This is a genomic window from Listeria welshimeri serovar 6b str. SLCC5334, from assembly GCF_000060285.1.
Classification (GTDB): domain Bacteria; phylum Bacillota; class Bacilli; order Lactobacillales; family Listeriaceae; genus Listeria; species Listeria welshimeri.
In genome coordinates this window covers 1,794,805-1,818,685 of the sequence record NC_008555.1, presented here as the reverse complement: position 1 = coordinate 1,818,685, position 23,881 = coordinate 1,794,805, and the positions used below count along the sequence as shown (strand labels likewise).

The following is a 23,881-nucleotide window of genomic DNA, read 5'->3' as shown; positions in this document are numbered from 1 at the left end:
AAGATGAAATTTGCTGTCATTCAGTTCCCAGGTTCTAATTGTGATCTTGATATGTTACATGCGATTCGCGATTCTCTTGGCGAGGAGGCGGAATATGTATGGCATGCGGAAACGAGTCTTGAAGGCTTTGACGCAGTATTACTTCCAGGTGGATTTTCTTATGGAGATTACTTGCGAACTGGCGCGATTGCGAAATTTTCAAGTATTATGCCCGAAGTTTTACGCTTTGCTGAAACCGGGAAACCAGTGCTTGGTGTATGTAATGGATTCCAAATTTTAACGGAAATTGGATTGCTACCAGGTGCTTTAATTAGAAATAATAATTTACATTTTATTTGCAAAACGGTGCCGCTTCGTGTGGTAAATGGTAATACGATATTTACTGGACTTTATGAAGATAATGAGGTTATTCATGTGCCGGTTGCTCATGGGGAAGGTAATTATTATTGTGACGATGAAACACTTTTGAAATTAAAAGAAAATAATCAGATTGTTTTTACATATGATAGTGTTAATCCAAATGGAAGTCGTGCGGATATTGCTGGTATTGTTAATGAACGTGGAAATGTGCTTGGGATGATGCCGCATCCAGAACGTGCAGTAGAAGATATTATTGGTGGTACAGATGGGTTAAGACTTTTCCAATCGATTGTACAAGCTTGGAAGGAGGAACAAGTAAATGCCTAACATGGAGCCAACTACAAAAGAAATTAAAGAACAAAAGATATATCAAGAAATGGGTTTAACGGATAGTGAATATGAGCTTGTTTGTTCCATTCTTGGACGCGAGCCTAATTATACAGAAACAGGACTTTTCTCGGTTATGTGGTCCGAACATTGTAGTTATAAAAACTCGAAACCAGTACTTCGGAAATTTCCGACAGAAGGAAAACAAGTATTGCAAGGTCCAGGTGAAGGTGCGGGGATTGTAGATATTGGTGATGGTTTAGGCGTTGCTTTTAAAGTTGAAAGTCATAATCATCCTTCATATGTAGAGCCGTATCAAGGTGCGGCAACTGGTGTTGGGGGAATTATTCGCGATGTATTTTCAATGGGAGCTAGACCGATTGCGATGCTAAACTCGCTTCGTTTTGGAGAGCTAGATACACCTCATTCGAAATACTTAGTGAGTGAAGTGGTTGCTGGGATCGCGGGATACGGTAATTCGATTGGGATTCCTACTGTTGGCGGCGAAATCCAATTTGATCCTTGTTATACAAAGAATCCGCTAGTGAATGCGATGTGTGTAGGTTTAATTGAAGCAAAAGATATTCAAAAAGGACAAGCAAAAGGAATTGGCAATCCGGTTATGTATGTAGGTGCGAAAACTGGTCGTGATGGGATTCATGGTGCCACTTTTGCTTCTGTAGAGTTTAGTGAAGAAGGCGAACAACAACGTTCTGCTGTGCAAGTGGGTGATCCTTTTATGGAGAAATTGTTGCTCGAGGCTTGTTTAGATGTGATTCGTGATCATTCGGATATTTTAGTGGGAATTCAAGATATGGGGGCAGCTGGTCTCGTTAGTTCGAGTTCTGAAATGGCGTCAAAAGCTGGTGCTGGCTTGGAATTAATTATGGATGATGTGCCGCAACGAGAATTAAATATGACACCGTATGAAATGTTGCTTTCAGAATCTCAAGAACGGATGCTTCTATGTGTGAAAAAAGGTCATGTAGATGAAATTCAAGCATTGTTTGACCGTTACGGTTTAGAGGCTGTCGTTATTGGTAAAGTAACCGATGATAAGATGTACAAAATTATTCATCATGGTGAAGTAGTTGCTAATGTGCCTGTGGATGCACTTGCGGAAGACGCGCCGGTTTATCATAAACCTTCCACAGAACCAGCTCGTTATCAGGCTTTTCAAGAAGAACAGCCTTTTGTGCCGGTGATGGAAGATGTGGTCGAAGTGTGGAAAGAATTGCTTGCTCAGCCAACGATTGCAAGTAAACGACATATTTATGAACAGTACGATTATCAAGTTCGGACGGACACAGCTGTTGTTCCTGGCTCGGATGCGGCGATTGTTCGTGTGCGTGGAACAGAGAAAGCAATAGCGATGACAACGGACTGTAATTCGCGCTATTTATATCTTGATCCAGAGGTCGGTGGAGCAATAGCGGTTGCAGAAGCAGCGCGTAATATCGTTTGTTCTGGTGGGAAACCATTAGCTATTACAGACGGACTAAACTTTGGTAATCCAGAAAAACCAGAAATATTTTGGGAAATTGAAAAAGCAGCAGATGGTATTAGCGCAGCTTGTTTAGAATTAGATACGCCTGTTATTTCGGGGAATGTGTCGCTTTATAATGAAACTGACGGAACAGGAATTTATCCAACACCAGTCATTGGAATGGTTGGTTTAGTAGAAGACTTGGCGCATATTACCACGCAAGATTTTAAAAACAGTGGTGACGTGATTTTCTTAATTGGTGAAACAAAAGCGGAATATAATGGCTCAGAATTACAGAAATTACAACAAGGGAAAATTAGCGGACGCGCGCCAGAATTAGATTTAACGACAGAGAAGAAATATCAAGAGTTACTTTTAACAGCGATTCGCGAAGGATTAGTTTCTTCTAGTCACGATTTAGCAGAAGGCGGATTCGGGGTTGCACTTGCGGAAGCGACTTTTAAAGCAGGTCTTGGCGCGGATGTAGAAGTGCCATTTGCATTAAATCAGCTTTTCAGTGAATCACAATCGCGCTTCTTAGTTTCGGTAAAACCTGAAAATGAAGCTGTTTTTGCTAAAATAATGGAACAAGAAAAAGTATATCGACTTGGAGTAGTAACAGCAGATGAAACGATTCGTGTGAAATATAAGGAAGAAGAGGTAACAGCTAGTACGACTGATTTACGATCCATTTGGGAAGGGGCTATTCCATGCTTGCTGAAGTAAAAGGACTTAATGAAGAATGTGGTATTTTTGGTATTTGGGATCATCCTAATGCAGCAGAAATCACCTATTATGGGTTGCATAGTTTACAACATCGCGGGCAAGAGGGTGCCGGAATTGTTTCAACAGATGGAGAAACGCTAAAAGGTCATCGTAATCTAGGGCTTTTAGCAGATGTATTTAAGCACGGTGAACTAGACGATTTAAAAGGTAAGGCAGCAATCGGCCATGTTCGTTATGCAACAGCTGGTCAAAAAAACTTAGGGAATGTGCAACCATTTTTATTTCACTTTCATAGTTCTTCTTTAGCGCTTGCACATAATGGAAATTTAGTTAATGCGAAAAGTTTACGCCGTGAATTAGAAGAAGAAGGCGCTATTTTTCAAACGAGTTCAGACACAGAAGTATTAGCACATCTAATCAAACGTAGCCATACAGGGGACTTTGTAGAAGATTTAAAAGTGGCTTTAAACAAAGTTAAAGGTGGCTTTGCTTATATGCTTCTTACGGAAGATACGATGTATGCTGCACTTGATCCAAATGGTTTTAGGCCGCTTTCGATTGGCCGAATTGGTGATTCTTATGTTGTAGCTTCGGAAACTTGTGCTTTTGAAACAGTCGGCGCAGAATTTGTGCGTGATGTAGAACCAGGTGAACTAATTATTATTAATAATGACGGACTACGAATTGAAAAATTCACGGAAAATGTGACGCATTCAATTTGTAGCATGGAATATATTTATTTTGCTCGACCAGACTCTAATATTGCTGGGATTAACGTCCATTCGGCAAGAAAACGTTCTGGGAAAAGGTTGGCAAAAGAAGCTTTTATTGATGCAGATGTTGTGACTGGTGTACCGGATTCGAGTATTTCTGCAGCGATTGGGTATGCTGAAGAAGCTGGACTGCCTTACGAACTTGGTCTTATCAAAAATAGATATGTGGCAAGAACTTTTATCCAACCTTCACAAGAACTTAGAGAGCAAGGTGTCCGAATGAAGCTTTCTGCGGTGCGCGGAGTTGTAGAAGGGAAACGTGTTGTCATGATTGATGATTCGATTGTCCGTGGAACGACGAGTAAACGAATTGTGCAACTTTTACGAGAAGCAGGAGCAGCAGAAGTTCATGTTCGTATTGCTTCCCCACCACTTGCTTTTCCTTGTTTTTATGGAATTGATATTCAAACGCGAAATGAATTAATTGCATCTAATTATTCTGTTGATGAAATTTGCCGAATTATAGGGGCGGATTCATTAGAGTATTTGAGTGAAGAAGGTTTAGTGGATTCGATTGGAAGACCGTATCCGAATGAACCATACGGCGGACTTTGTATGGCTTATTTTAACGGTGATTATCCAACCCCTTTATACGATTATGAAGCGGAATATTTAGCGAGCTTAGAAGCAGAAAAATAATGAGGAGTGACAAATCGAATGGCAGAGAATGCATATAGTAAAGCAGGCGTGGATGTAGAAGCTGGCTATCAAGTAGTCGAACGTATCAAAAAACATGTGGCTAGAACTGAGCGGATGGGCGTGATGGGAGCACTTGGTTCTTTTGGAGGCATGTTTGACTTAAGTAGTTTGAATTTAAAAGAGCCTGTCCTTGTCTCTGGTACTGATGGAGTTGGAACGAAATTACTTTTGGCTATTGAAGCAGACAAGCATGATACTATCGGGATTGACTGCGTGGCAATGTGCGTTAATGACATTTTAGCTCAAGGGGCTGAGCCATTATTTTTCTTAGATTATATCGCAACAGGTAAAACTGATCCTATTAAAATGGAACAAATTGTTAAGGGTGTGGCTGATGGCTGCGAACAAGCAGGAGCAGCGTTAATTGGCGGAGAAACGGCGGAAATGCCAGATATGTATGGAGCGGACGATTACGATTTAGCTGGTTTTACTGTTGGGGCTGTTGAGAAAAAGAAACTGATTACAGAAGGTGCTGTCAAAGCGGGAGATACACTAATTGGTATTCCCTCAAGCGGGATTCATAGTAATGGTTATTCTCTTGTTCGGAAAATTTTCTTCAAAGACAATGACTTTAAGCTCAATGCAGAAATTACGGAACTAGATGTGCCACTTGTGGAGGAACTGCTTAAACCAACACGCATTTATGTGAAGCCAGTTTTAGAAGTCTTAAAAAAAGTGGATGTTCACGGAATTACACATGTGACTGGTGGCGGATTTGTAGAAAATTTACCACGGATGTTAACGAAAGATTTAGCAGTAAAAGTGGAGCTTGGATCATGGCCGATTCTTCCGATTTTTGACGTCATGCAAAAATATGGTCAATTAAACGAGCTTGAAATGTATGAAATTTTCAACATGGGTATTGGTATGGTTTTGGCAGTTAAGAAAGAGGATGTTGAAAAAACATTAGAAGTACTTGTCCAAAACGGTGAAGCAGCCTATGTTATTGGTGAAGTGACGACACGTGAAAACGATTCGGTTATCTTTTCAGGAGGCTTAAACAAATGAATATAGCCATTTTTGCTTCTGGGAACGGTTCGAATTTTCAAGCTTTAGTGGACGATAAGCTCATTAAGCCTCATGTGAAATTACTTGTTTGTGATAAACCGAATGCGTATGTTTTAGAACGTGCGAATAAGGCACATATTCCGGTTTTCCTTTTTGAAGCGAAAAATTATTTGGATAAGGAAGCTTTTGAAACGGAAATTTTGCTGGAACTACGAGGATTAGAAATTGATTTATTAGTTCTTGCGGGATATATGCGCTTAATTGGGCCAACATTACTTGCAGAATTTCCAGAGCAAATCGTTAACTTACATCCATCACTATTACCTGAGTTCAAAGGGAAAGATGCGATTGGTCAAGCGATTCGGGCGAATGTTTTAGAAACGGGTGTTACAGCGCATTTTGTAGATGCTGGAATGGATACAGGGCCGATTATTGATCAAGTGAAAGTGGCGATTGATAAAGCGGAAACAGTAGATACTTTAGCGAAAAAAATCCATCAAATAGAACATATTTTTTATCCAAAAGTGATTCGAGGATTAATTCAAAATGGAGGGAACGATTAATTATCATGAAAAGAGCGCTTATTAGTGTATCAGATAAAAACGGCATCGTGCCATTTGCAGAAAAATTAGTAGAGCTTGGTGTAGAAATTATTTCAACTGGTGGAACAAAAGCAACATTTGAACAAGCCGGCATACCCGTGACTGGCATAGAAGATGTAACTAAATTTCCAGAAATGCTTGATGGCCGAGTAAAAACGCTTCATCCAGCAATTCATGGCGGTTTACTTGCAAGACGTGACACAGCGGAACATATGGAAGCTATTGCGGCACACGATATTGAGCCAATTGATTTAGTCGTCGTTAATTTATATCCTTTCCAAGAAACCATTCAAAAACCGGGTGTTACATTAGAAGAAGCAATTGAAAATATTGATATTGGAGGGCCTTCGATGTTACGCTCAGCTGCGAAAAATTATGCAGCAGTAACAGTAGTAGTGGATGCAGCTGATTACGATACAGTACTTACAGAACTAAAAGAGCACGGAGCAACTACATTTGAAACAAGACAACGCCTAGCTGCCAAAGTATTTCGGCATACAGCGGCTTATGATGCTGTCATTGCAGAATACTTAACAAAAATTACTGGAGAAACTTTCCCAGAAAAAGTGACATTCACTTATAATCGAAAACAAGCCTTGCGTTATGGTGAAAATCCTCACCAAGATGCAGCTTTTTATACAGAACCAGTAGCGCTTCTAAACTCTATTAGTGCTGCTAAACAATTACACGGCAAAGAATTGTCTTATAACAACATTCGTGATGCAGATGCTGCTCTTAAAATTGCGAATGAATTTACGGAGCCAGTTGCGGTGGCAGTAAAACATATGAATCCATGCGGCGTTGGTGTTGGCGAAAATATTGAAGAAGCTTATTTAAAAGCCTATGAAGCAGATGAAACCTCTATTTTTGGTGGGATTGTTGCTTTAAATAAAGAAGTGGATGCAAAAACAGCGGAACATATGAGTAAAATTTTCTTGGAAATCATTATTGCACCAAGTTTTTCAGAAGAAGCTTTTACCATTTTAGCGAAAAAGAAAAATATTCGATTGCTAACTGTTCCATTTGCTGGTTCGGTGGAAAGTTTGGAAAAAACATCTGTAAATGGTGGGCTTCTCATTCAAGCGAGCGATTCTTTTGTGGAAGATAGTGCGGGCTATGAAGTAGTAACAGAAAAACAGCCAACAGAAGCGGAAATGAAAGCTCTACTTGCCCAGTGGAAAATTGTGAAACATGTGAAGTCTAATGCGATTGTTGTTGGTTCTGATAAACAAACACTTGGGATTGGTGCTGGCCAAATGAATCGAATTGGTTCGGCCTTGATTGCGCTAGAACAAGCCGGTGAAAAAGCGAAAGGCGCCGTTCTTGCATCAGATGCTTTTTTCCCAATGGACGATACAGTGGAAGCAGCAGCAAAAGCGGGAATTACAGCAATTATTCAACCTGGTGGATCTATTAAAGATAAAGAATCAATTGCAATGGCAGATAAATATGGGATTTCAATGGTCCTAACTCATGTACGACACTTCAAACATTAATCCTCATAAAAAGGACGTGTAATCAAATGAACTTATTAGTAGTTGGTAGTGGTGGTAGAGAACATGCCATTAGTAAAAAATTATTAGAATCAAACAATGTCGAAAAAGTTTACTGCGCTCCAGGAAATGATGGAATGCGTTTGGACGACATAGAGTTAGTGGCTATTTCTGAAACGGATAAAGCAGCTTTAATTGCTTTTGCTAAGGAAAAATCTATTGGCTTTGTTATCGTTGGACCTGAAGTACCTCTTTTAGAAGGGGTAGTCGATGCTTTAGAAGAAGCCGGAATCAAAGCATTTGGTCCAAAAGCAAATGCAGCTTTAATTGAAGGTAGTAAAGATTTCGCGAAACAATTTATGGAGAAATATGCTATTCCAACTGCAGCATCTAGAACCTTCACAGATTATGAGGAAGCTAAAGCATACTTGGATGAGCGTGGTGTGCCAATCGTTATCAAAGCAGATGGACTCGCAGCAGGAAAAGGCGTCACAGTAGCGCTAGAAATGGAAGAAGCTGTTCTTGCGTTAAAAGATATGATGTTAGAAGAAAAATTCGGTGACGCATCTCTTAAGGTGGTTATTGAAGACTTCTTAGCGGGTGAAGAGTTTTCACTGATGGCTTTTGTGAATGGTGAGGAAGTTTACCCAATGGCGATTGCGCAAGATCATAAACGTGCGTATGAAGGAGATAAAGGACCTAATACTGGTGGAATGGGCGCTTATTCACCGGTCCCACATATTTCTGAAACTGTAGTAGAAGAAGCCGTTAAAAACATTCTTCGTCCAGCTGCAAAAGGGATGGTCAATGAAGGCCGTTACTTCCGTGGAATCCTTTATGCGGGACTTATCTTAACCGAAAGTGGACCAAAAGTAATTGAATTTAATGCACGATTTGGAGATCCAGAAACACAAGTTGTCTTGCCTCGTTTAGAAAGTGATTTTGCAGCTCTTATTGAGGCTTTACTAAATAACGAAAAACCAGATGTTCGCTTTAAAAAAGAAGGTATTACGCTAGGTGTTGTTTTAGCAAGTGCTGGTTACCCAGAACATTATGAAAAAGGGAATAAACTAACTGGTTTGGCAGATATTTCAAATGATGTTGTGATTTATCATGCGGGGACAAAACAAAATGAAAGTGGCGACTTTCTCTCTAATGGCGGACGTGTTTTACTACTAGCAAAAGAAGCAGAAACGATGATTAGAGCGCGTACATTACTTTATCCAGAAATGGAAAAACTCGATAACCCAAACTTCTTTTATCGAATGGATATTGGTACAAAAGCAGAATAAAAATAAGTACTATCTTGGAATAAAATTCTCAGATAGTACTTTTTTTGTTTATTTAGTGAAGAGAAACGTTTGTGTTTTACACGTTGGTACGTTAAAATATGAAAGTAGGATATATGAGATTATTTGGAGGTAAAGTTATGCAAATAGAGAAGTTGCGTGGACAAGGATTGGATGAGTTCTTCCAAGGGATTTTAACTCTTGAGAATTTAGAAGAATGTTATGCTTTTTTTGACGATGTTTGTACAGTGAATGAAATACAATCCATGGCTCAACGTTTCCAAGTAGCAAAAATGCTTCATGATGGAAAAACATATAATGTGATTGAATCGGAAACAGGTGCAAGTACAGCAACCATTTCACGTGTAAAACGTTCACTTCATTATGGCAATGATATGTACGATGTAGTATTTTCAAGAATGACGAAGCCAGAATAAGATTGGTCGGGATGGAAGTTGAAAAAGTTTAAGAGTAAAACCTATCAGGTTGTGATCATCTCTATTCTTGCTGTTGCAGTTATTTATTTTGTGATTAATATGTTTACTACTGGCACAGGACTTGATTTTTCATTACTTTGGCACTGGGTCTTTATTATTTGTTTTATTTTCACAACACTAGCAAATGTGAGAGAAAAGCGAGCAATTGGAACGACAATTGGCCTTAGTGGAATCCTGATTTGTGTAGCTAGTATCGTCCTTATGGCAATATAAGAAAAGCAATCCGCTTATTATTTAGCGTGATTGCTTTTTTCATTAAAAGAAGAAATCCATCAATCCAGTTGCGGATAGAAAAACAAAAATAATGGCAATGGGAGCAATATATTTAATTAAAAAGAGCCAAAGAATAAACATTTTTTTACCAAAATGGCTACTGGTTGTAAATTCTTTTAAAAGCATTTCGCGTGGTAGTCTATAGCCAACAAAAATCGCAATAAATAAGGCGCCTACTGGTAAAATAATATTTGATACAAGAAAATCAGCAGCATCAAAAATACTCAGTCCAAATAGTTGAACGTCACTCCAAACGCCAAAACTTAGTGCACTTGGGATAGCCATTATAACGATCACTAGTCCCATCAAGAGGCTTGCTTTTTTACGATTTACACCAGCATTCATCAGTGGCGCAACTGTCGCTTCAAGCATCGAGAAACTAGATGTTAAAGCAGCGAATAAGAATAAAATCAAAAATATAATAAAGAACAACATTCCAAATGGCATTTGGTTAAAAATGGATGGCAGAATAACGAATAGCAATCCAGGTCCTGCATCTGGTGTAATATTAAACGAAAAAGCTGCTGGAAAAATTGCTAACCCAGCAAGGAGTGAAACAAACACATTCATTAGTGAAACCGAAATCGCTGACTGTGGTAAACTAACCGAGCGATTCAAATAAGAACTGTATGTCACCATTACAGAAATCCCCACACTTAAGGAAAAGAATGCCTGACCAAGTGTTATAAGGACGGTTTGAGCAGTAAAATGGCTAAAATCTGGTCGTAAGAAAAAGGCTACTCCCTCCATTGCCCCAGGAAGCGTCAAGGACCGGATTATCAAAACAATAAATAATATAAAAAGAGCTGGCATCATAAACTTACTCATTTTTTCAATCCCGCTAACAACCCCGCGGCTAATGACAATCACATTAAGTAAAATAAAGAGAATCGTTGCACCGACAGATATCCATGGATTCGCTGTCGTCACTTGAAAATCATGTAGCAGACTCGCTTGGTTTTCTCCAGCGATACCACCAACTAATGTTTTTATTAAGTAAGTGATTATCCAACCACCAACTACACTATAGAACGAAAATAAAATACTTGCGCCAACGACACCTAATTTTCCAAGGAGATTCCACTTTGTCAAAGGAGCGAGCGTTTTATAAGCTTGAACAGCATCTCCGCCTGAACCACGCCCAATGACAAATTCGGCAATCAAAAGTGGCATAACAACGAGTAAAGTCAAAACTAAAAACAATAGGAAAAATGCGCCACCTCCTGCAGTTGCAGCCACATAAGGCAGTTTCCAAATCGCACCGATACCTATTGCAGACCCAGCGGATGCTAAAATAAATCCGATTTTTGAGCCCCATTCTTCTCTGTTTTCTTGCATAATATCCCCATTTCCTTTTTTCTATGTAAAAACCCTGATGTCATTATAAAATCAAATTTTCCTCATCATACCATAAAATAAAAGCTATCCCAACTACAACTGATAAAAAAAGCTTAAAAAAAGTTAAAATTTCCACTTGTAAGGGTGCGATGAAATGTAACTAATGCTATAATAAGATATCCCATTATAGAGACTTGGAGGAGCAAATGAAGCATTTATTCAAGTTAGACCCAGCAAAGAATTTACCTCATAATAGTGTTACACGACTCATTCATTCTGGGACCGATGGATTTATTATTGGTGGAACAGATAATTTACAAACAGAAGCAGTCGAAAACTTGTATGAATTGTTAGCTGAAACAGACTTGCCCATTTTTCTTGAAGTAAGCGATGAATCCATGATTTTGCCTGAAGCAGAGCATTTTTTAATTCCAGTAGTATTAAATACGGAAAATAGCAAATGGACACATGGTTTACACAAAGAATTAATCAAGGAAATGGGAGAGTTTATCCCTTGGAAGCGAGTTACATCAGAAGGTTATGTAATTTTAAATAAAGATGCAAAAGTTGCCCAATTGACAGAAGCGAAGACGGACTTAACAGAGGAAGATATTATTGCTTATGCACGTTTGGCGGAGAATATATTTCGTCTGCCCATTTTTTATATAGAATATAGTGGGATGTATGGAAATCCGGAAGTCGCAAAAAAAGTAAGTGCAGCTTTAGATGATACAAAATTTTGGTATGGCGGCGGGATTCGTTCCAAAGAGCAAGCTGCTGAGATGGCCGAATACGCAGATACGATTATAGTGGGCAATATAATTTATGAAGATATAGAAAAAGCACTTGAAACTACAACTGTCTTTGCAAAGAAAACGGTTTGAATATAAGGTGTAGTATGATAAAATAAGAACAAATGTTTGTATGGTGGTGTATAGGAGAATGCAATTGAATGCAAAAGAATTAGTTGACGGATTAAATCCTGAACAACGAAGAGCAGTAGAAAGTACAGAAGGACCTTTATTAATTATGGCTGGTGCCGGAAGTGGTAAAACACGTGTTTTAACACACCGGATAGCTTATTTAGTGAGAGAACGTAGTGTGAATCCGTATAATATTTTAGCGATTACGTTCACAAATAAAGCAGCTCGTGAGATGAAGTCACGGATTGGTAATTTAATGGGCGGTGAAGCAGAATCTATTTGGATTTCTACGTTTCACTCGATGTGTGTAAGAATCTTACGTCGCGATATAGACCGAATTGGTTACGAACGTAATTTTACAATTTTAGATGGTAGTGACCAATTATCGGTCATTAAAGGTATTTTAAAGGAAAAGAATGTCGATCCTAAGAAATTTGAGCCACGGGGTATTTTGGCTTCTATTAGTAATGCAAAAAATGAACTTATTACAGCAAGCGAATATGTGAAAGAAGCAAGTGGGTTCTATGACAAAATGGTCGGCGAAGTCTATGAAAAATACGAAAAGAAACTGAAGAAAAACCAAGCGCTTGATTTTGATGATTTGATCATGGTGACTATTCAATTATTTGAACGAGTTCCGGACGTTTTAGAATATTATCAGCGTAAGTTTCAATATATTCACGTGGATGAGTACCAAGATACGAACCACGCACAATACTTGCTTGTAAAACTACTTGCTTCCAGATTTAAAAATTTATGCGTCGTTGGGGATTCAGACCAATCCATCTATGGCTGGCGCGGGGCTGACATAAGTAACATAATGTCCTTTGAAAAAGACTACCCCAATGCGAAGACTATTTTACTAGAAGAAAATTACCGCTCGACCAAACGTATTTTAGAAGCAGCAAATCGTGTCATCGAAAACAACGGTAATCGTAAACCTAAAAATCTTTGGACTAGTAATGCAGAAGGGAAGAAGATTTTTTACCATAAGGCGTTAACTGAAAAAGAAGAAGCGGCTTATGTAGTAATGAAAATCCAAGAAGAAGTAAACAATTCGAATCGTCCACTTTCTGATTTTGCTATTCTTTATAGAACCAATGCCCAGTCGCGTGTCATGGAAGAATATTTCATGAAGTCAAATATGGCTTACACTATGGTCGGCGGCACGAAATTCTATGACAGAAAAGAAATTAAAGACATTTTGGCTTATTTACGTCTAATCAGTAATAATGAAGACGACATTAGTTTGACACGTATTATTAATGTACCAAAACGTGGAGTTGGGCCTGGCACATTAGAAAAACTAAACAATGTTGCCGCAGCTTACGATTTAAGCTTGTTTGAAGTACTAAATCGAATTGAATTGGCGGGAATTTCTGCTAAAATAAGTAAAGACTTAGTCGCTTTTCACGATTTGGTTCGAGGATTCACGCAAATGCAAGACTTTTTGTCAGTAACAGAACTTGTAGAAGAAATTCTCGAAAAAACGGGTTACCGAGCAATGCTAAAAAATGAACGAACGATTGAAGCTCAAACTCGCTTAGAGAATATCGACGAGTTTTTGTCTGTCACACAAAACTTTGAAAAAGAGAACGATGATAAAACATTACTCGCGTTCTTAACAGATTTAGCACTTGTTGCCGATGTAGATAAGTTAGAGGAAGACAATGAAGAACAAAACGGTGCTGTGACATTAATGACACTTCACTCAGCCAAGGGGTTAGAATTCCCGGTTGTCTTTTTAGTTGGGATGGAAGAAGGGATTTTCCCTCATTCCAGAGCCATTTATGAAGAAGATGAAATGGAAGAGGAACGACGCCTTGCTTACGTTGGGATAACTAGAGCAGAAGAAGAGCTTTTCTTAACGAGTGCGTATTCACGTATGCTTTACGGTCGCCCATCCTCGAATCAAGAATCTCGCTTTATTGGTGAAATTCCTCGAGATTTACTAGAATTAGGTAATGAAAATAAATTAAAAACTGATAAACCATATGCCAAACCACGTATGCCACAAAAAGCAACAACGGCTTACAAATCATCAGGTGCAGAAACACTTGGATGGACAGTCGGTGATAAAGCTAGTCACAAGAAGTGGGGCGTAGGAACGGTTGTAAGTGTCAAAGGAGAAGGTAGTGGAATGGAACTGGATATAGCATTCCCAAGCCCAACCGGCGTCAAAAGATTGCTTGCAGAATTTGCGCCAATCGAAAAAGTATAAATTTGATAAAAAGCAGGTGAAGAAATGGCTGATAAAAAACGGTATGAGGAGTTAATAAACATACTTGATCAATACAGCTATGATTATTATGTAATTGATAATCCAACAGTAGAAGACGCGGAATACGATCAAAAGATGCAAGAACTACTTAAAATAGAAGAAGCGCATCCTGAATGGGTTACACCTGATTCTCCTTCAAAACGAGTTGGCGGTGAAGTGTTAGAAGGTTTTACAAAAGTAGCGCATGACACGCCAATGTTAAGTCTTGCCAATGCTTTTAACCGAGATGATTTGGCTGATTTTGACCGCCGAATTCGCGATAAAGTTGGTGACGATATTGCTTATATGTGTGAGCTGAAAATTGATGGCTTGGCTGTATCACTTCAATATGAAAATGGAAAATACAAACAAGGGGCTACTCGAGGTGACGGAACGGTTGGGGAAGATATCACTGCAAACTTGCGTACGATTCGCTCCATTCCAATGAAACTTCAGAAGGATTTCTCTATTGAAGTACGCGGTGAGGCTTTTATGCCAAAACGATCTTTCCAAAAATTAAATGAGATACGCGAAGAAGAAGGTCAAATGCTATTTGCAAACCCACGAAATGCAGCGGCAGGCTCCCTCAGGCAACTAGACACTAAAATTGCCGCATCAAGAAACCTAGATATATTTCTTTATGCTGTAGCTGATTTTGGGGAAATGGGAGTTACGACTCATAGTGAAGGCTTAGACATGTTGGAGACGCTAGGACTTAAAGTCAATAAAGAGCGCCGACTTTGTAATAATTTAGAGGAAGTCTATGCGTATATTGATGAGTGGACAGAAAAACGCGCTGAGTTAGCCTACGATATTGATGGTATTGTTTTAAAATTAAATGATTTAGAACAACAACGACAAATGGGAACAACCGTTAAATCACCACGATGGTCGATTGCTTATAAATTTCCAGCAGAAGAAGTGCCAACTAAACTACTTGATATTGAATTAAATGTTGGTAGAACGGGTGTGATAACTCCAACAGCTGTTCTAGAACCAGTAAGAGTTGCTGGAACTACTGTCAGCCGCGCGTCGCTCCATAATGAAGATTTAATTACAGAAAAAGATATCCGCATTGGTGATACTGTTTTAATAAAAAAAGCAGGCGATATTATTCCAGAAGTCATTAAAAGTATTACCGAAGAACGGAGCGGCAGTGAAGAACCTTTTCATATGCCAAAAAACTGCCCAACTTGCGGTAGTGAACTTGTTCGTTTAGAAGAAGAAGTAGCGCTCAGATGTATTAATCCCAAATGTCCAGCTCAAATTAAAGAAGGACTTATCCATTTTGTTTCTAGAAATGCCATGAACATTGATGGACTTGGGGAAAAAGTGATTATACAGCTATTTTCAGAGCATTTAATTAAAGATGTAGCAGATTTGTTTTTCCTTTCCAAAGAGAAACTGTTAGAATTAGAAAGAATGGGTGAGAAATCGGTAACCAATTTATTGGCATCCATCGAAGCAAGTAAACAAAATTCGCTTGAAAAATTACTATTTGGTTTGGGAATCCGCCATGTTGGTGCCAAAGCAGCCAAATCGCTTGCCGTTCATTTTGAAACAATGGATAACTTAAAAATGGCAGACAAAGAGACACTGACAAGCATCAATGATATTGGGGAAAAAATGGCAGATAGTATTGTGACTTATTTTGCGAATGAAGAAGTACATGATTTATTAGAAGAACTAAAAAGGGCTGGCGTGAATATGACCTATACAGGGCCAAAACTAGAAGACATGTCCGAGGAAGAACTTGTTTTTGCAGGAAAAACAGTTGTTTTAACTGGGAAACTAGAGAAGTTAACACGAAATGATGCAAAAGCATTAATCGAATCTCTCGGCGGAAATGTTTCTGGAAGCGTCAGTAAGAAAACAGATGTTGTTGTAGCTGGCAGTGATGCTGGTTCTAAACTAGCCAAAGCGGAAGAACTAGCAATTCCTATTTGGTCCGAAGAAGACTTAATAGAGTACTTACCAGACGAAGGTGGATTAAACTAATGAAAAAACTCATAATTGCAGCGCTCGGTTTAACGCTTATTCTCTCTGGCTGTGCCCCAAAACTCGATTCCAACGATAAAGTGGTACAAAAAGATGATAAAAAAGCAGAAACGGGCATCATGACAAAAAATCAAATCTCATCCAATTATTACAAAACTGTATTACCGTATAAACCAAGTAAATCTCGTGGGCTTGTTGTATCGAATATTTACTCTAGATATGATATTAATGAGCTAGAATCTGGTTTAATGCGAGTTTCTCAAAATGAATATTCTCCAGATAATTATCTTTTCCAAGAAGGACAATATTTGGATAAAGACACTTTAGAAAAATGGTTGGATCGTAAAAGCAAGAAAAATCCTAATGGTCTAAATCCTGAAAGTAATGGAAACGGAAAAGATCGCAAACCTATTTATTTAGCGCATATTTTAGAACAGGATTATTTGAAACAAACGGATAAAGATACAGTTGCTCTCGGCGGGATTTCGATTGCTCTTGCAATGAACTCTGTAGACTATTATCAAAAAGAAAAATTTGGAGATACTTACGAGCAAGCAATTAGCGATAGTGACTTACTTGCGCAAGGAAAAGAAATGTCTACTACTGTGTTAAATCGAATTCGCCAAACAAAGGGATTAGAAAACGTCCCAGTGACAATTGCTATTTATAAACAAGGTGCACGTGATGCTGTAGCTCCGGGTAATTTTATCTCGTATACAACAGCAAGTGGAGATAGTTTGTCGAACTGGAAAAATATTGATGAAAAAAATTATGTGTTACCATCAACAGAATCTGCAAAAGATCACAAAACCGACAACGATAATTTCCTTAACTTCAAAAAAGCAATAGAAGATTATTATCCAAACTTTACTGGTGTAGTCGGACGTGGAAGATATGAAGACGGACAATTAGCAGAACTTAATATTGATATTCCATTACAATTTTATGGTCAAGCTGAAATCATCGGCTTTACCCAATATGTGACGGATTTAGTTGGTCAACATATTCCAAAAACCGCAGACTTACAAGTAAATATTTCGACTTCAGATGGTCCTGCAGCCTTAATTACTAGAAAAGCAAACGAAGATGCAGCAACCGCACATATTTACGATTAATAAAAAACAATGCGAATTGTTCTTTCCTGTTGTATAATTATGCAGGAGAGGACAGTTCTTCCCATTTTTAAAAGGCGGGAAGTACTACCGCGTAGAAAGTAACACTAAAAAGGAGGATGGCATTTTGTCAAATATATCTAAAGAAACAGTAGAGAAAGTAGCAAATCTTGCCAAATTAGAAGTATCAGAAAAAGAAGCAACTGCTTTTGCTGGTCAGCTTGGTAAAATTATTGAGCTAGTGGAGCAATTAAATACACTAGATACAAACAATGTAGAACCAACTAGTCATGCGATTGATGTATCGAATGTGTTACGTGAAGATGTAGCAACGAAAGGTCTTGATCGTAAAGAAGTACTAAAAAATGCGCCGGATGAACAAGACGGCATGTTTAAAGTACCAACCATAATGGAACAATAAACACGCTAAGGAGGGAAAATATTTTGGGCTTATTTGATTTTTCAGTAAAAGAATTACATGATAAATTAGTAAAAAAAGAAATTACACCATTTGATTTAGTAACAGAATCATTCAACCGAATTGAATCCGTAGAGGATAAAGTTGGTTCATTTATTACCTTAAACAAAGAAGCAGCATTCGATGTGGCAGAAGAGCTTGGAGATGCTGGTATAGATCCAAATAATATGCTTGCAGGGCTTCCTATTGGTATTAAAGATAATATCGTTACAAAAAACTTGCGTACAACAGCAGCAAGTAAAATTTTAGAAAACTTCGACCCAATTTATGATGCAACGGTTGTTTCAAAATTAAAAAATGCTCAAACAATTAATATTGGAAAACTAAATATGGATGAATTCGCGATGGGTTCTTCTACAGAAACATCATATTTCCACAAAACACATAACCCATGGGATTTATCAAGAGTTCCTGGTGGTTCTTCAGGTGGGAGTGCCTCAGCTGTTGCGGCAGGAGAAGTATTATTCTCACTTGGTAGTGACACTGGTGGCTCCATTCGTCAACCAGCAGCTTTTTGTGGGGTAGTCGGAATGAAACCTACATATGGTCGTGTATCTCGTTTTGGTTTAATTGCTTTTGCATCTTCTTTAGATCAAATCGGCCCAATCACCAAAAATGTAGAAGATAATGCTTATTTGTTAGAAGCAATTTCTGGTTTGGATGCGAATGATTCTACTTCCATTAATCAACCAGTAGAACGATTCTCAGATAACTTAACAGGAGATATTAAAGGCTTACGCATTGGTGTTCCAAAAGAATATCTTGGTGAAGGGGTTGACCCTGGCGTAAAACAAGCAGTTTTAGATGCGCTTAAAACATTAGAAAAACTTGGCGCTACTTGGGATGAAGTTTCTTTACCTCATTCTGAATATGGTGTAGCAAGCTATTATATTTTAGCCTCCAGTGAAGCTTCTTCTAACCTATCGCGTTTTGACGGTGTTCGTTACGGATATCGTTCTCCAAACGCACATACTTTAGAGGAACTTTATAAAAAAACACGTTCTGAAGGTTTTGGAGATGAAGTGAAACGTCGTATTATGCTTGGAACATACGCACTTAGTTCCGGTTATTATGATGCTTATTACAAAAAAGCACAACAAGCACGTACACTAATTAAACAAGATTTTGTTAATGTATTTGAAAAATACGATGTTATTATTGGCCCAAGTTCTCCAACAACAGCATTTAAAATTGATGGAATGATTAATGATCCGATTACGATGTATTCTAATGATATTTTAACGGTTCCAATTAACTTAGCAGGAGTCCCAGCTATTTCTGTTCCATGTGGGTTCTCAGAAGGCTTACCTGTTGGCTTACAAATTATTGGTAATTACTTTGAAGAATCATTACTATACAAAGTGGCGCACGCATTTGAACAAGAAACAACATTCCATAAAGAAAAACCAAACTTATAGGAGGCGTAGCAATGAATTTTGAAACAGTTATTGGACTTGAGGTTCACGTAGAGTTAAAAACCAATTCAAAAATATTTTCTTCTGCGCCAGCTCATTTTGGGGCAGAACCAAATACAAATACAACCGTGGTAGACTTAGGTATGCCAGGTGTTTTACCAGTTTTAAATAAACGTGCTGTAGAGTATGGTATGAAAGCAGCAATGGCAATTAACTGTGAAATTGCTGAACATACAAAATTTGATCGTAAAAATTATTTTTATCCAGACAATCCCAAAGCATATCAAATTTCTCAATTCGATAAACCAATTGGTGAACACGGCTGGATTGAAATCGAAGTGGGCGGCAAAAAGAAAAAAATCGGCATTACTCGTCTTCATTTAGAAGAAGATGCTGGGAAAAACACCCATACATCTCATGGTTACTCATTAGTGGATATTAACCGTCAAGGAACACCACTAATCGAAATCGTTTCTGAGCCGGACATTCGTTCAGCTGAAGAAGCATATGCATATTTAGAAAAACTAAAATCTATCATTCAATATACAGGCGTTTCTGATGTGAAAATGGAAGAAGGTTCTATGCGCTGTGATGCCAATATCTCCATTCGTCCAATAGGACAAGAAGCATTTGGTGTAAAAACAGAATTAAAAAACCTAAATTCATTCAATAATGTGCGTAAAGGTATTGAATATGAAGAAAAACGCCAAGCAGAAGTACTTCTTTCTGGTGGCATTATTGAACAAGAAACACGTCGTTTTGAAGAAGCAACTGGGAAAACTTCCTTGATGCGTATCAAAGAAGGATCCGATGATTATCGTTATTTCCCAGAGCCAGACTTAGTAGATTTATTTATTGATGATGCTTGGAAAGAACGCATTCGTGCAGAAATTCCAGAACTTCCAGATAAACGTCAAATTCGTTATATAAATGATCTCGGTTTACCAGCATACGATGCAATGGTTCTAACACTCACAAAAGAAATGTCTGATTTCTTTGAAGCAACTCTTGCAGCCAGAGCAGATGCTAAACAAGCCTCTAACTGGTTGATGGGTGAAGTTTCTGCCTATCTCAATGCAGAACAAAAAGAACTAAACGAAACAGGATTAACACCTGAAAATCTAGCAGGGATGATTAAATTAATCGAAGCAGGCACCATTTCCTCTAAAATTGCCAAAAAAGTGTTCCGTGAATTAGCACAAAATGGCGGCGATGCAGAGCAAGTTGTTAAAGATAAAGGGCTTGTCCAAATTTCCGATGAAGGAGCTTTACGTACTATTATTGGAGAAATTTTGGATAATAACGAACAATCTATCACCGACTATAAAAATGGTAAAGATCGCGCAGTTGGTTTCCTTGTTGGTCAAGTAATGAAAGCAACGAAAGGCCAAGCGAACCCGCCGATGGTTAACAAGTTATTACTGGAAGAAATGAATAAACGTTAATGATAAGTAGTGAAGCATTTTTGCTTCACTACTTTATTTATTAGGAATTTAAAACGAAATTTGCTATAATATTACTATCATGTGTCAAAACGCGCTTTTCTTTTGAACAACGCTGTTTGAGTAAGGAGAGGACGAACACAATGCAAAAACGCGCTCGAGTTATTTACAATCCTACGTCTGGAAGAGAGATTATTAAGAAGAATCTTGCAGATGTCCTTTCGATATTAGAACAGGCAGGGTATGTAACATCTGCACACGCAACAACGGCAGAACCAGATGACGCCAAACACGCAGCAGAAGAAGCTGTTAAGGCTAGATATGATTTAATTGTAGCTGCTGGTGGAGACGGAACTATTAACGAAGTCATTAACGGCATTGCAGAACAAGAATATCGCCCTAAAGTAGGAATTATTCCCACTGGGACGACAAATGATTTTGCCAGAGCCGTACATGTTCCAAGAGACGTGATAAAAGCAACGAAGATAATTGCAGCAGGTCAAAGCGTAGCAATGGACATAGGTAAAGCAAATGATACTTATTTTATTAATATAGGTGGCGGTGGACGCCTAACAGAACTTACTTATGATGTGCCTAGTCGTCTAAAAACAATGCTTGGTCAACTGGCATACTACTTAAAAGGTATTGAAATGCTCCCATCTTTAAAACCAACTAAAGTAAAGGTTGAATATGATCAAGGCGTTTTTGAAGGCGAAATTATGTTTTTCCTACTGGGCTTAACTAATTCTATTGGCGGTTTTGAAAAAATCGCCCCTGATGCCAAACTGGATGATGGGAAATTTTCATTAATTATCGTGAAAAAAGTTAATTTAGCAGAATTCATCCGATTAGTGACACTAGCGCTCAGAGGAGATCATATTAAAGAACCAAATGTGATTTATGTGAAATCAGAAAAAGTAGTAGTTCATTCAAAAGATAAAATGTTGATTAATCTGGACGGAGAACTTGGCGGTGAGACTCCGATGGAATTCCAGAACTTGAAACAACATATTGAGTTTTTTGCTAGTGTAGATGACATCCCAGCAACCGATTTATTCATAAAAGAAAATAGCTAAAAACTGCCAGATTTGGTAGTTTTTTTCTTTAGCCTAAACGTCCTAAATGAAACATAGTAAAAAAGATGTAATTTTTGTTAGAAATTTGTCTTATTTAATTAAAACAAGTATAATAGATATTCTGACAAGAAATGAGGTGAAGGCGATATGGCAAGTGAATCTGTTTTTAAGAAATTCACAAAGATAATAGTTATTCTTATCATTGCAATAGTCGCAACAGTTTTGTTTTTTATTTGGCAAGTAGATGCAGAAGAACCATCGCCAGAAGTAAGTAAAACAGAATTAATTGAAAGTAATAAAGTATGGGTAAATAATCAAATGCAAATCCCATTACAAGAAAATATAATCCTATCCATTCCGGCTGCGAACACAGAGGCAACGATCGCAACCAATGGAGATTTAATTATAGCAACATCAAACAAAGAAATTTTGGAACAACTGGCTACATCAAGTAATCGTTATAAAGGAATAAAGGCTTATCGACTGCGGATTGAAGCTAAAAAAGTTTCTGAATATGTCACAAATACAAAATATCGTTTTCCCACTTCGTCTATTCAAAATAATTTAACCAATTACGAAATTACTGGTGGAGAACGTACGGTTAAAACAGAAAAAAATCCAGTGAAAGTAAAAGCGTTTTCCGGAAACAATATTATTTTAGATTTAAAAACCACTTATTCCAGTGATGATGCAGAGATTGCAACGGATATATTTACAAATAATATTCCAGAAAAACTTACTATCACAGACAATACAAAACAATTAACAACAATGAAAAATGTTGCTATTTATCCGAAATCTTTTGTATATGATTTTACGTTACAAAAAAGCACAATGCTGATTTTTAAGGAACGAAAAGAAGAAATGATCACAGAACCAATTGGTATCGAATATATTATTAAGTAGAACAAAGAGAGGGGCAAGGGAATTTGGAAGCATCCCTTTTAAAAAAGAACCAATCTGTAGAACTTATTATTGAAGATTTAACACATGATGGAAGTGGTGTTGGTAAGATCGATGGGTATCCACTTTTTATACCTAACACTTTACCTGGCGAAAAAGTAACAGCAAAAATAATTAAATTAAATAAAAATTACGGTTTTGCTCGGATGGAAAATATTGAAATTGTTAGTTCAGATCGAGTAGAGCCGCCCTGTGATGTCTATTCAAAATGCGGGGGTTGTAGCTTGCAACACTTAAGTTATGACGGACAGTTAGCCTTTAAACGTAATCAAGTTGAAGAAACGATGAAACGTATTGGTAAGCTAGAAGTAGAAGTACCAAAAACACTTGGAATGGAAAATCCTTGGCGTTATCGTAATAAATCTCAAGTGCCAGTTGGCTTTGTTAACGGTAAATTAACAGCAGGTTTTTACCAAAAAAGAAGTCATGATATTATTGATATGTCGACTTGCCTTATTCATAATGAGCAAGGTGATTTCGCTGTACAAAAAACCCGAGAAATCCTTGCAAAATATGGTACAGAACCATATAATGAAAAAACTGGAAAAGGCGATATTCGTCATATTATGACTCGATTTGCACACACTACGGGGCAGTTAATGATTGTTCTTGTGACAAATAAAGATCGAATTCCTTTTAAAGAAGAAATTATTCGTGACTTAACGGAACAATTAGAATTAACCTCTATTGTACAAAATATTAATTCTCATAAAACAAATGTGATTTTCGGTGAACGTACGAAGACGCTTTGGGGAAAAGATATTATTGAAGATACGATTCATGGCATTCGATTTGCCATTTCTGCGCGTTCTTTTTATCAAGTAAACCCACTTCAAACAGAAATTTTATATGCGCAGGCACTAGATGCTGCAGAATTAACTGGAGAAGAAACAGTGATTGATGCTTATTGTGGAATTGGTTCAATCTCACTATGTCTTGCAAAAAAAGCGAAACATGTTTACGGGGTAGAAATAGTTGATCAAGCGATTCAAGACGCCCGAGCAAATGCAGCATTAAATGAATTAACCAATACTACTTTTGAAACTGGTAAAGCGGAAGAAGTGATTCCCAATTGGTACAAAAATGGAATAACAGCAGATGTATTAGTCGTGGATCCTCCAAGAAAAGGTTGCGATGAAAAATTACTAGAGACAATTTTAGCAATGAAACCAAAAAAAGTAGTATATGTTTCATGTAATCCAGGAACATTAGCTCGCGATATGAAAATTTTGACTGATGGCGGCTATGAAGCGAAGAAAGTGCAGCCGGTAGATATGTTTCCTATGACAACACATATTGAAGCAGTCACTGTTTTAAACTTAAAATAACACGCAAAAACCGCC

Annotated in this window: 20 protein-coding genes; 19 read left to right on the top strand and 1 reads right to left on the bottom strand. The window is 37.8% G+C overall.

What is annotated here, in order from left to right:
• Window positions 1-3 precede the first annotated feature (3 nt).
• The 9 genes from purQ (at window position 4) to LWE_RS09070 (ending at window position 9,473) form a co-directional block, all read left to right on the top strand.
• Window positions 4-687 (top strand): phosphoribosylformylglycinamidine synthase subunit PurQ, encoded by a 684-nt coding sequence (gene purQ / locus LWE_RS09110; protein WP_011702565.1) that lies wholly within the window; start codon window positions 4-6, stop codon window positions 685-687.
• Window positions 680-2,899 (top strand): phosphoribosylformylglycinamidine synthase subunit PurL, encoded by a 2,220-nt coding sequence (purL, locus tag LWE_RS09105; RefSeq protein WP_011702564.1) that lies wholly within the window; start codon window positions 680-682, stop codon window positions 2,897-2,899. The genes purQ and purL overlap by 8 nt, the downstream gene beginning before the upstream one ends.
• Complete coding sequence (purF, locus tag LWE_RS09100) at window positions 2,884-4,311, top strand: amidophosphoribosyltransferase (RefSeq protein ID WP_011702563.1); 1,428 nt, start codon at window positions 2,884-2,886, stop codon at window positions 4,309-4,311. Before purL ends, purF begins: the two co-directional genes overlap by 16 nt.
• Window positions 4,312-4,329: 18 nt before the next feature.
• The gene (gene purM, locus LWE_RS09095; protein ID WP_011702562.1) at window positions 4,330-5,379 is read left to right on the top strand and encodes a phosphoribosylformylglycinamidine cyclo-ligase; all 1,050 of its coding nucleotides are present in this window, start codon (window positions 4,330-4,332) and stop codon (window positions 5,377-5,379) included.
• The gene (purN, locus tag LWE_RS09090; protein ID WP_011702561.1) at window positions 5,376-5,942 is read left to right on the top strand and encodes a phosphoribosylglycinamide formyltransferase; all 567 of its coding nucleotides are present in this window, start codon (window positions 5,376-5,378) and stop codon (window positions 5,940-5,942) included. The genes purM and purN overlap by 4 nt, the downstream gene beginning before the upstream one ends.
• Before the next feature lie 5 nt (window positions 5,943-5,947).
• Window positions 5,948-7,477 (top strand): bifunctional phosphoribosylaminoimidazolecarboxamide formyltransferase/IMP cyclohydrolase, encoded by a 1,530-nt coding sequence (gene purH / locus LWE_RS09085; RefSeq protein WP_011702560.1) that lies wholly within the window; start codon window positions 5,948-5,950, stop codon window positions 7,475-7,477.
• A 26-nt stretch (window positions 7,478-7,503) separates the two neighbouring features.
• Complete coding sequence (purD, locus tag LWE_RS09080; protein ID WP_011702559.1) at window positions 7,504-8,766, top strand: phosphoribosylamine--glycine ligase; 1,263 nt, start codon at window positions 7,504-7,506, stop codon at window positions 8,764-8,766.
• A gap of 137 nt (window positions 8,767-8,903) precedes the next feature.
• Entirely contained in the window at window positions 8,904-9,200 is a 297-nt protein-coding gene (locus LWE_RS09075) for a YerC/YecD family TrpR-related protein (RefSeq protein ID WP_003720075.1), read from the top strand.
• A gap of 18 nt (window positions 9,201-9,218) precedes the next feature.
• A complete protein-coding gene (locus LWE_RS09070) occupies window positions 9,219-9,473 on the top strand; it encodes a hypothetical protein (RefSeq protein ID WP_011702558.1) in 255 nt (84 codons plus the stop codon).
• A gap of 42 nt (window positions 9,474-9,515) precedes the next feature.
• Here LWE_RS09070 and LWE_RS09065 read toward each other — a convergent pair whose 3' ends face one another.
• The gene (locus LWE_RS09065) at window positions 9,516-10,871 is read right to left on the bottom strand and encodes a sodium-dependent transporter (RefSeq protein ID WP_011702557.1); all 1,356 of its coding nucleotides are present in this window, start codon (window positions 10,869-10,871) and stop codon (window positions 9,516-9,518) included.
• Between the two features lie 206 nt (window positions 10,872-11,077).
• Here LWE_RS09065 and pcrB point away from each other — a divergent pair, with 206 nt between their 5' ends.
• From pcrB to rlmD, 10 genes are all read left to right on the top strand, one after another.
• The gene (pcrB, locus tag LWE_RS09060; RefSeq protein ID WP_011702555.1) at window positions 11,078-11,755 is read left to right on the top strand and encodes a heptaprenylglyceryl phosphate synthase; all 678 of its coding nucleotides are present in this window, start codon (window positions 11,078-11,080) and stop codon (window positions 11,753-11,755) included.
• 64 nt (window positions 11,756-11,819) lie between these two features.
• A complete protein-coding gene (gene pcrA / locus LWE_RS09055; protein WP_077904720.1) occupies window positions 11,820-14,015 on the top strand; it encodes a DNA helicase PcrA in 2,196 nt (731 codons plus the stop codon).
• 24 nt (window positions 14,016-14,039) lie between these two features.
• Complete coding sequence (ligA, locus tag LWE_RS09050) at window positions 14,040-16,052, top strand: NAD-dependent DNA ligase LigA (RefSeq protein WP_011702553.1); 2,013 nt, start codon at window positions 14,040-14,042, stop codon at window positions 16,050-16,052.
• Window positions 16,052-17,167: a CamS family sex pheromone protein gene (locus LWE_RS09045; protein WP_011702552.1), complete on the top strand. Its 1,116-nt coding sequence runs from the start codon at window positions 16,052-16,054 to the stop codon at window positions 17,165-17,167. Before ligA ends, LWE_RS09045 begins: the two co-directional genes overlap by 1 nt.
• A gap of 124 nt (window positions 17,168-17,291) precedes the next feature.
• Window positions 17,292-17,585, top strand: a complete 294-nt coding sequence (gene gatC / locus LWE_RS09040; RefSeq protein WP_011702551.1) for an Asp-tRNA(Asn)/Glu-tRNA(Gln) amidotransferase subunit GatC — start codon at window positions 17,292-17,294, stop codon at window positions 17,583-17,585.
• 23 nt (window positions 17,586-17,608) lie between these two features.
• Window positions 17,609-19,060 carry an Asp-tRNA(Asn)/Glu-tRNA(Gln) amidotransferase subunit GatA gene (gene gatA, locus LWE_RS09035; RefSeq protein WP_011702550.1) on the top strand — a complete coding sequence of 484 codons (1,452 nt, stop codon included), beginning with the start codon at window positions 17,609-17,611 and terminating at the stop codon, window positions 19,058-19,060.
• A gap of 11 nt (window positions 19,061-19,071) precedes the next feature.
• A complete protein-coding gene (gatB, locus tag LWE_RS09030) occupies window positions 19,072-20,502 on the top strand; it encodes an Asp-tRNA(Asn)/Glu-tRNA(Gln) amidotransferase subunit GatB (protein WP_011702549.1) in 1,431 nt (476 codons plus the stop codon).
• 140 nt (window positions 20,503-20,642) lie between these two features.
• Complete coding sequence (locus tag LWE_RS09025; RefSeq protein ID WP_011702548.1) at window positions 20,643-21,575, top strand: diacylglycerol kinase; 933 nt, start codon at window positions 20,643-20,645, stop codon at window positions 21,573-21,575.
• 147 nt (window positions 21,576-21,722) lie between these two features.
• Complete coding sequence (locus tag LWE_RS09020) at window positions 21,723-22,481, top strand: hypothetical protein (protein ID WP_011702547.1); 759 nt, start codon at window positions 21,723-21,725, stop codon at window positions 22,479-22,481.
• A gap of 23 nt (window positions 22,482-22,504) precedes the next feature.
• Window positions 22,505-23,866, top strand: a complete 1,362-nt coding sequence (rlmD, locus tag LWE_RS09015) for a 23S rRNA (uracil(1939)-C(5))-methyltransferase RlmD (RefSeq protein WP_011702546.1) — start codon at window positions 22,505-22,507, stop codon at window positions 23,864-23,866.
• The last annotated feature ends 15 nt before the right edge of the window (window positions 23,867-23,881 follow it).